9 protein-coding genes and 1 pseudogene are annotated in these 8,593 nt (G+C 71.4%); 1 reads left to right on the forward strand and 9 read right to left on the reverse strand.

What is annotated here, in order from left to right; genetic code table 11:
- Positions 1–71: 71 nt before the first annotated feature.
- Together AB0M20_RS14815 and AB0M20_RS14820 are read right to left on the reverse strand one after the other, a co-directional pair.
- The gene (locus AB0M20_RS14815; RefSeq protein ID WP_364298241.1) at positions 72–968 is read right to left on the reverse strand and encodes a prolyl oligopeptidase family serine peptidase; all 897 of its coding nucleotides are present in this window, start codon (positions 966–968) and stop codon (positions 72–74) included.
- Positions 961–1,890, reverse strand: coding sequence for an alpha/beta hydrolase (locus AB0M20_RS14820; RefSeq protein WP_364298243.1), 930 nt, complete (start codon positions 1,888–1,890; stop codon positions 961–963). Before AB0M20_RS14820 ends, AB0M20_RS14815 begins: the two co-directional genes overlap by 8 nt.
- Before the next feature lie 86 nt (positions 1,891–1,976).
- Between AB0M20_RS14820 and AB0M20_RS14825 the strand changes: the two genes are divergently transcribed.
- The gene (locus tag AB0M20_RS14825; RefSeq protein ID WP_364298245.1) at positions 1,977–2,138 is read left to right on the forward strand and encodes a hypothetical protein; all 162 of its coding nucleotides are present in this window, start codon (positions 1,977–1,979) and stop codon (positions 2,136–2,138) included.
- Here AB0M20_RS14825 and AB0M20_RS14830 read toward each other — a convergent pair.
- The 7 genes and pseudogenes from AB0M20_RS14830 to kgd form a co-directional block, all read right to left on the reverse strand.
- A complete protein-coding gene (locus AB0M20_RS14830; RefSeq protein ID WP_364298247.1) occupies positions 2,135–3,241 on the reverse strand; it encodes an acetate kinase in 1,107 nt (368 codons plus the stop codon). The genes AB0M20_RS14825 and AB0M20_RS14830 overlap by 4 nt on opposite strands.
- A complete protein-coding gene (gene pta, locus AB0M20_RS14835) occupies positions 3,238–5,301 on the reverse strand; it encodes a phosphate acetyltransferase (protein ID WP_364298249.1) in 2,064 nt (687 codons plus the stop codon). Before pta ends, AB0M20_RS14830 begins: the two co-directional genes overlap by 4 nt.
- A 19-nt stretch (positions 5,302–5,320) precedes the next feature.
- Entirely contained in the window at positions 5,321–6,481 is a 1,161-nt protein-coding gene (locus AB0M20_RS14840; RefSeq protein ID WP_364298251.1) for a hypothetical protein, read from the reverse strand.
- The gene (locus tag AB0M20_RS14845) at positions 6,478–6,987 is read right to left on the reverse strand and encodes a SigE family RNA polymerase sigma factor (protein ID WP_364298253.1); all 510 of its coding nucleotides are present in this window, start codon (positions 6,985–6,987) and stop codon (positions 6,478–6,480) included. Before AB0M20_RS14845 ends, AB0M20_RS14840 begins: the two co-directional genes overlap by 4 nt.
- Complete coding sequence (locus AB0M20_RS14850) at positions 6,977–7,759, reverse strand: AAA family ATPase (RefSeq protein ID WP_364298255.1); 783 nt, start codon at positions 7,757–7,759, stop codon at positions 6,977–6,979. The genes AB0M20_RS14845 and AB0M20_RS14850 overlap by 11 nt, the downstream gene beginning before the upstream one ends.
- Complete coding sequence (locus AB0M20_RS14855; RefSeq protein ID WP_364298257.1) at positions 7,749–7,928, reverse strand: DUF6104 family protein; 180 nt, start codon at positions 7,926–7,928, stop codon at positions 7,749–7,751. Before AB0M20_RS14855 ends, AB0M20_RS14850 begins: the two co-directional genes overlap by 11 nt.
- A 60-nt stretch (positions 7,929–7,988) precedes the next feature.
- Positions 7,989–8,593, reverse strand: a pseudogene (gene kgd, locus AB0M20_RS14860) (multifunctional oxoglutarate decarboxylase/oxoglutarate dehydrogenase thiamine pyrophosphate-binding subunit/dihydrolipoyllysine-residue succinyltransferase subunit); the annotation flags it as partial.

Below are 8,593 nucleotides of genomic sequence, written 5' to 3' on the forward strand. Positions count from 1 at the left end.
GCCACACCGCCCTCGCCGGACAACCACCCATCACCCGCATCAACAACGGTCTTGGGCCCTACAACTAGGCCCTACAGCTTGTCGATCAGGGTGGCCCGGCTGGTCGCGTCCTTCTTCAGGCGGCTCTTCGCGGCGGCGTCGCCGTAGAGGGCGTACCGCAGGAAGTCCGTCGTGGTGGCGATCACCGGCTCGAAATCCTTGGTGATCGCCACGTGCCCGCCCTCGGTGACCGCCATCATCGCCTTGGGCCAGGGCACCGCGTTGAACGCGGCGAGACCGTCCCGGTACGGCACCGTCCGGTCGAGCTTGCCGTGCACGAAGAGCATCGGCGCCGGGTCGCCGGCGAACGGCAGGTTGAGCACCAGACGGCCGGACATGACCACGGCCGCCGTGAGCCGGTCGTCGCGGTTGCCGCTGAACAGGCCGATCGTGGTGATGCCGCCGGCGGAGTGCCCGGCCGCGGCGATCCGGCGCGGGTCGATCAGGCCGTCGGCGTCGGTGGCCAGCATCCGGGTGATCACCTCGGAGACGTCGGCGGGCTGGTTGATCACGTCCAGCGCGTCGAACTCCCTCGTCCGGTAGTGCGTGTGCGGGAACTTCGGGGCGGCGACCACGAACCCGGCCTCGGCCCAGGCGCGCAGCACGGCGGCGTAGGCGCTCGGCTCCGAGGTCAGGCCGTGGCTGAAGACGATCAGGGGGAACGGTCCCTCGCCCTCGGTGGGATACCAGACCGTGGTGGGCAGCGGCCGGTCCGTACCGCGCTGGAAGTCCCTCTCCTTCTTGGCGATGTCCAAGCTCTTCCTCGGCGCCTCCCGCTTCGCCGGGCTCGCCGCGGTCGGTGCGCTGGGCGAAACGGCAGCCGGCGATGGCGCCGAGGAAGGCGGCGGCGGTGCCGCCTGCTTCTCGGGCGCCGGCGAGCAGGCGGCGAGCAGGAGGACGATCAGGAGCAGCGGGGTACGTCTAACCACGCTGCAATGGTGCCTGCTGCTCGCCGCCCAGGGTGGCCAACAGGAAGGTGGTCACCAGCCGATCCATCTCGGCGTAGCCCGGCTCGCCGGGCAGCATGTACGCCGCGTGCCCCGCCCCGGGCAGCAGCTCGAACCTCTTGCCCGCCCACGGCACCCGGTCGAAGGCGGCTCTCCCGTCGGCGATCGGGATCGTCCGGTCGTTGTCGGCGTGCACGAAGAGCATCCGGGCGGGCGGTCCGCCGTAGGCGCCCGGCGCCAGCCACCCCGCGATCACCACACCGGCCTTGATGCGGGCGTTGTGTCCCGACCGGAACAGCCCGATCGTCGTGTAGCCGCCCGCCGAATGCCCGACCGCCCCGATCCGGGTCGTATCGATGTGGCCTTCGAGCGGATCGCCGGGGGCGTTCGCGAGCTTCATCACCTCGCGCAGCACGTACTCCGCGTCGGCCGGCTGGTTGACGAAGTCGGCGCGGATGTAGGGAGCGGCCTTCTTGTTGGTGTGCGGGTAGGCCGGGACGGCGACGACGAAGCCGGCCGCCGCCCAGCTCGCCACCGCCGGCGAGTACCGCTCCGGCGAGCCGTGCAGTCCGTGGCTGAACAGCACCAGCGGATAGCGGCCGGGCCGCGGTGTCATGCCCGGGCGCGGGGTGACGATGGCCGGCGCGGGCTGCGGGAGCGGGTTGCGGCCGGTGGGCACGGCCGGGAAGAGCACGAGGGTACGCAGTGGCCGGTCGGCGCTGCGGGCCAGCCGCAACTCGCGGACGCCGACCGCGAAGCGGCCCGTCGGAGCCGGTCCGGGCGAGGTCGCCGACGGCCCGGGAGCCGGCGGTGGCGCCGGGCTCCCTGCCCGGTCCCGGTCCTGACCGCACGAGACGACGACGAGCACTGCGCAGAGTGTCGCCGCGATCGCGAAGCGTGCCATGATCAAACCGTATGACGGACACGCCCACCAAAGAGGGAAATCGCGCGTGGTAGGTGAGCTGGAATGCCTTCGCTATGGTGTCGCGCATGCCTGACGAAGCTGCTGACCCGAGCATGAACACCGAGGCGTTCCGCGCCTTCACCGAGACGCCCGAGGAGTCCGCCCCGGCATCGAAGACGCCCCTGATCATCGGCGGTGCCGTGCTCGCCGTGATCGTGGTCGCGGTAATCCTCTGGCTGGCGCTCTAACCCCCGAGTGCGGCCCTCGTCTGGGTCGCGATCTCGAGCTCCTCATCGGTGGGCACCACGCACGCCGTGATGGGTGAATCGTCCCTTGATATGACTTTTGCCCGGTCCGCGTTCCGCTGCTCGTCGAGGTCGATTCCGAGCGGCGCCAGGCCGGCCAGCACGGCCTCCCGGACCGGCGCCGAATTCTCGCCCACCCCGCCCGTGAAGGTGATCGCGTCCGTCCGGCCCAGCACGGCCAGGTACGCGCCGACGTACTCGCGCACGCGCCGGCAGTAGACGTCGAAGGCGAGCGCGGCCCGCTCGTCGCCGTCGTCGCGCCGCTGCAGCAGGGTGCGCATGTCGTTCACGCCGGACAGGCCGAGCAGGCCGGCCCCGCGGGTCAGCGAGCGCTCGATGTCCTCGATCGGCATGCCGGCGACCCGGTGCAGGTGGAAGACCACCGTGGGGTCGATGTCGCCGCTGCGCGTACCCATCACCAGGCCACCCTGCGGCGACATGCCCATCGAGGTCGCCACGCTCCGGCCGGCCCGCACCGCGCACGCGCTTGCGCCGTTTCCCAGATGCAGCGTGATGACGTTGGTCTGCTCCACGGGCCGGCCCAGCAGGGCCGCGGTCTGCCGCGACACGTACGCGTGCGACGTCCCGTGGAAGCCGTAACGGCGGATCTGCCAGCGCTCGGCCAGCTCGGTGTCGATCGCCCAGTGCACACCCTCGGCCGGGATGCTCTGGTGGAACGCCGTGTCGAAGACGGCCACCTGCGGCACGTCGGGCAGCAGCTTGCGGGCCACCCGGATGCCGGCCAGCGCGGGCGGGTTGTGCAGCGGCGCGAGCGGCACCAGGCGCTCGATGGTGGCGACCACCGCATCGTCGATGACCGTGGCGTCCGCGAAATCGGCGCCACCGTGCACCACCCGATGGCCGATCGCGCCGAGCCCGTCGACGTCCACCGAGTCCATGATCCGGCGGAGGGCCCCCTCGTGGTCCGGCGCGTCGCCCCCGTCCTCGCCGATCTTCTCGACCAGGCCCTTGGCCGCCACGACGTCGTCGTCGAACAGGCGGTACTTCACCGACGACGACCCGGTGTTGAGCACGAGGATCTTCACCGCGCGGCCGCCTGGATCGCCGTGATCGCCACCGTGTTGACGATGTCCTTGACCGTCGCGCCGCGGGACAGGTCGTTGACCGGGCGGCGCAGGCCCTGCATGACCGGGCCGACCGCCACCGCGTTCGCCGACCGCTGCACCGCCTTGTACGTGTTGTTCCCGGTGTTCAGGTCGGGGAAGACGAACACCGTGGCCTTCCCGGCGACCGCGCTGCCGGGAAGCTTGGTGGCCGCGACCGCCGGGTCGATCGCCGCGTCGTACTGGATCGGGCCCTCCACCGGCAGGTCGGGCCGGCGCTCGCGGACCAGCGCGGTCGCCGCCGCCACCTTCTCCACCTCGGCGCCCGTGCCGGAGGTGCCGGTCGAATAGGACAACATCGCCACCCGCGGCTCGATCCCGAACGCCGCGGCGGTCTGCGCGGAGGACAGGGCGATGTCGGCGAGCTGGGCGGCATCCGGGTCCGGGTTGACCGCGCAGTCGCCGTAGACCAGCACCCGGTCGGCCAGCAGCATGAAGAACACACTAGACGCCACCGAGACGCCCGGCACGGTCTTGATGATCTCGAAGGCGGGCCGGATCGTCGCCGCGGTGGTGTGGTTGGCGCCGGACACCATGCCGTCGGCCCGTCCCGAGGCGACCATGAGCGTGCCGAAGTAGTTGACGTCGCGGACCACGTCGTACGCCAGGTCCAGCGTCACGGCCTTGTGTTTACGCAGCTCCGCATAGGTCTTCGCGAACTCGTCCCGCCAACTCGACGAGGCCGGGTCGACCAGCTGGGCGGCGTCGATCTGCACGCCGATCTCACGCGCCCGCCGGTTGATCTCCTCCGGGTCGCCGAGCAGCGTCAGGTCGGCGACCCCACGGCGCAGCAGCGTCTCGGTGGCCCGCAGGATGCGCTCGTCGGTGCCCTCGGGCAGCACCAGGCGGCGGCGGTCGGCCCGCGCCCGGTCGATCAGGTCGTTCTCGAACATCAGCGGCGTGACCCGGCTGGACCGGGACACCTCGAGCAGCTCGGCCAGCGCGGCCGTGTCCACGTGCTTCTCGAAGGCGCCCAGCGCGGCATCGATCTTGCGTGGCGTGTCCGCGGTGAGCCGGGCCTCGATCCGGGCCGCGGCGGCGATGGTGTGGTAGCTGTCGGTCGGCACGACCAGCATGGCCAGGCCGGTGTTCAGCCGCTCGATCACCCGGACCGCCCGCGGGTCGGGGAGCTCGCCGATGGTCAGCACCAGCCCGGCCAGCGTGACGTTGCCGGCCGCGTGCGCCGCGCTCACCGCGACCAGCACGTCGGCCCGGTCGCCGGGGGTGATCACCAGCGCGCCGTCGGTGAGGTGGTCGAGCACGGCGGGCACGTGCGCGCCGCCGACGACGTAGTCGAGCACGTCCCGGTCCAGCGCCGCCTCGCCGCCGGTCACGACGGTGGCCTCCAGCGCGGCGGCCACCTCGGCGACGGTGGGTGCGGCCACGGCCGGCACCTCCGGCACCGCCCAGGCCGGCACGGCCAGCCCCTGGGGGATCTCGAAACCCTCGGGCACGCGGTTGGCGATCAGCGCGATGACGGTCGCGCCGAGGTCCACGAAGCTGTGGTACGCGCTGCGCGCCGCCGACTCGAGCGTCCCGGTCGTCCGATGCTCACCGCTCACCACGAGCGTCACCACGCTGCCGAACTCGGTGGCCAGCCGCGCGTTGAAGGCGAGCTCGCGCGGCAGCTCGTCGTGCGCCTGGTCGAGCTGGGTGGCATCGGCGAAGTCGCTGCCGATCACCACGACGGTGGCGCACTCCCGCTCGACCTCCCGGTAGCGCTCGACGATCCGCGAGATCAGCTCCTCGCGCTTGCCCTCGGCGACCAGGGCGGTCGCCTCGGCGTAGGTGACGCCGTGCGCCGCGGCCAGCGGGTACCGCGTCGAGAGAAGCGTGAGCAGCGGATCGCCGGGGTCGCCCACGACCGGCCGGAACACTCCGATCCGGGCGACCTGCCGCGACAGCAACTCGACGATCCCGAGGGCGATGGTCCCCTTGCCGACCCTGGGGCCTGCCCCGGCGACGTACACGCTGCGCGCCACCCGCTCAACCTACCGGCGATCAGTCGCCCGCGCCTATGTATGCGATGTGGGAGGAGCCGGTGCAGAGCCCGGCAACGACCTGCCAGGAGATCTGCACGCCGCTTCCCAGCGATCCATAGCTGGCGCCGTGCCCGCAGTCCGGGTTCTCGAGGAGGGTGCCGAGCGCCCCGGTCACCGGGTCCATGACGATCGACGGCGACACGAACATCAGGCCGCTGTTCTGGGCCGTCGATCCGGGCGGGGCGGTCAGCGCGCCAACCATGTTCGGCCGCCCGTCGTAGGGCAGCGCGGTCCGGCCGGTGCCGTCCGGCCGCTGCACGAACCACTTCCCCTTGACGGCCGAGATGCAGAAGGCCGGAAGGCACTGGATCTCGTCGGTTCCATTCGGCTTGACCGCGCGGATCTCCTGGCCAGTGACCAAATGCCGGAAGAAGGTGTGGTCCGGGTTGGCCGCCCACGGCGATCCGTCGGTGCGCAACGCGTCGACCGTACGCAGCGCATCCGCCTCGCTGCCGTTGAGGGGGATGCGCATGACTCTGCCGCCGGCCGAGAAGTAGGCGGTCTGGTCGTTGGCGTAGAGGCCGCCGACCTCGCCGCCAGTGAAGCCGACCGTCGCTATCCGCCGCTCGGACCTGCCGTCGTGCGCACTGGTCCAGACCTGGATACGGCCGCCGTCCACGGCGAGCCGGACGATGAAGCTGGTGGTGATGGCGACGCGGTCCGCGGTCACCTCGGCCGGGATCGCCCGCAGCACAGCCCGGTACGTGCGATCGGCGATGGAGTAGTTCCACATCGACCACGACTTGCCGCCGGGCGCGCGGCTGGCCACGAGGACATGCGTGCGGTCGATCAGCCCGAGGGATTCCGGCACGACGTTGTCCGGCGTCGCTTCCAGTCCATCGCTGATCACCGCACGCGGCCACGCCTCCGGGATGGACGGTGGGTCCGCCGGGATCGGCGGCAGGTTGAACACGTCGGCGGGCAGGGCGCGCTCGGTCGACGGGCGCCAGACCCAGACGCCGGCGCCGACCAGGATGACCGCCGCGAAGGCCGCGACGACCGCGTGCGTGCGCCGCCGCCTGCGATGCCCGGCGACGACCCGGTCCAGAAGATCCGGCGGGGGACCGGGGGCGCCCTCGGCGAGGGTCAGCATCGCCTCGTGCAGGTCGGTGTTCGTCATGAGGTCACCCCTTCCAGAGCTGCGATTCCGTGGGCGCGGAGCTTCTCGAGACCGCGGAAGGCGTGGCTGCGGACCGTCACGCGGCGCACGCCGAGGACGGTCGCGATCTCCGCGTCGGAGAGGTGTTCGTAGTAGCGCAGGACCAGCACGGCCCGTTGCCGCCTCGGCAGCTCGGCCAGCGCGGCCCAGACCTGGACGGCCAGAGTGCTGGTCTCCGCGCGGTCCAGGCCTGGGTCGGCGACCGGCTCGTCCGGCAGCGCGGCACTCGGCAACTCCCGCCGGCGGCGCCGCCACGACGACACGTGCGTCCTGGCCATGGTCGTGCGCACGTACCCCATGGGGTCGTCCTGCCGCACCACCCGGGACCAGTGCGCCCGCAGCTTGATCAGCGCGTCCTGCACCAGATCGTCGGCGTCGTGGTGGTTGCCGGCGAGCAGGTACCCGTACCGGTACAGCGCTGCCCCCCGATTGCGGACGAAGTCCGCGAAGAGCCGATCATCCCCCATGGCTCACACCTCCGACCCAGGACGCACGGCGGGCCGGATGTGTTGCACGGTCAGTCGCCCAGCAGCGGCTTGAGATAGCTGTCCGGCCGCCCGAGGAACCCCCGCCAGTGCTGGACGAGCTCCAGCGACTCCCACCCGACCCGCCGGATCCCGTGCGCGCCCAGCTCCAGGATCGTCGCGCCGGGCAGGGCGGTGAGCAGCGGCGAGTGCGTGGCGACGACGACCTGCGAACCCGAGCGGTGCAGAAACTCGAGGTGGGTGAGCAGCCGCAGCGTCGACGAGAACGACAGCGGCGCCTCGGCTCGTCCATCAGGAAGAACCCGTACCCGCGGAATTTGCGCTCCAGCAGCTCCAGGAACCCCTCGCCGTGGCTGCGGTCGTGCAGATCCCGGTCCGGGGAACCCGGGAGGCCTTCGAGATAGGTGTAGAGGCCGTGCATGGTCTCGGCCCGCAGGAAGTACGAATTGACCCGCTTGCCCGGTGTCCGGATCACCTTCAGCGCGTCGCCGAGCGGGGACTCCGTGGCCCGCGTCTCGTGCATCGCATCGCGTGAGCCGCCTTCGGCATTGAGCCCCACCGCCTCGGCAAGGGCTTCGATCAGGGTGGACTTCCCGGATCCGTTCTCACCGACCAGGAACGTGACGCCGGCCGGGATGTTGAGCCCATGCGAAAGGATCGCCGCCACCGCCGGGATTTTCGCCCACCAGGCGTCGCGGTCGGCCTCGGCGTGGGCAGAGAGCTCGACCCGGCGAACCGGCCGATCAGTCCTCATCGTCCTCGTCGTCGCGGGCGAGCCACGTGGCGAACCGCTCGATGGCGGTCTCGAACTCCGGGTTCATGTCGACGAACGTCCGGAGCTGCTCGCCGACCCACTCCAGTGAAACGGACTCCTGGCCGCGCCGCTCGACCAGCTCCTCGATCCCACGATCCGTGAAGTACATGGCCGGATCCTACGCAAGCAGAAGGGCGGGGCACGAAGCCCCGCCCTTACGCGACAACGCTTACGGCCGAGGCAGGGCGGCCTCGGTGAGAGCGGACTGCTCGGCGTCGTGCAGCTTGGCCGACCCGACGGCCGGGGCGGCCGCGGCCGGACGCGAGATCCGGCGCAGCCGGACCCCCTCGAGGTGCTCCAGCAGGTTCAGCGCGACGAACGACCACGCGCCCTGGTTGGCCGGCTCCTCCTGCACCCACGCGAAGTCCTCCGCGTTCGGGTACTGGTTGAGCACCGCCTTGAGCTCCTCGACCGGCAGCGGGTAGATCTGCTCCATCCGGATGATCGCCGTGTCCGTGATGCCCCGCTCGGCCCGCGCCTGGAACAGGTCGTAGTAGACCTTGCCCGAGCACAGCAGCACCCGGCGCACGTCACCGGCCTGCAGCGGGGTCCCGTTCACCCCGGCGTCGCCGAGCACCGGCTGGAACGTGCCGCCGGTGAAGTCGGCCACCGACGACACCGCCAGCTTGTGCCGCAGCAGCGACTTGGGCGAGAAGACCACCAGCGGCTTGCGCTTCGGCGACAGGGCCTGGCGGCGCAGCAGGTGGAAGTAGTTCGCCGGGGTGGTCGGGTTGGCCACCCGCATGTTGTCCTGCGCGCACATCTGCAGGAACC

The organism is Actinoplanes sp. NPDC051633, from assembly GCF_040681735.1.
GTDB lineage: Bacteria > Actinomycetota > Actinomycetes > Mycobacteriales > Micromonosporaceae > Actinoplanes.

Bases quoted from the DNA above. Each gene is read 5' to 3' on its own strand.
- AB0M20_RS14820 (WP_364298243.1), bottom strand. From the start codon at position 1,890: ATGGCACGCTTCGCGATCGCGGCGACACTCTGCGCAGTGCTCGTCGTC.
- AB0M20_RS14825 (WP_364298245.1), top strand. From the start codon at position 1,977: ATGCCTGACGAAGCTGCTGACCCGAGCATGAACACCGAGGCGTTCCGC.
- AB0M20_RS14840 (WP_364298251.1), bottom strand. From the start codon at position 6,481: ATGACGAACACCGACCTGCACGAGGCGATGCTGACCCTCGCCGAGGGC.
- AB0M20_RS14845 (WP_364298253.1), bottom strand. From the start codon at position 6,987: ATGGGGGATGATCGGCTCTTCGCGGACTTCGTCCGCAATCGGGGGGCA.
- AB0M20_RS14850 (WP_364298255.1), bottom strand. From the start codon at position 7,759: ATGAGGACTGATCGGCCGGTTCGCCGGGTCGAGCTCTCTGCCCACGCC.
- AB0M20_RS14855 (WP_364298257.1), bottom strand. From the start codon at position 7,928: ATGTACTTCACGGATCGTGGGATCGAGGAGCTGGTCGAGCGGCGCGGC.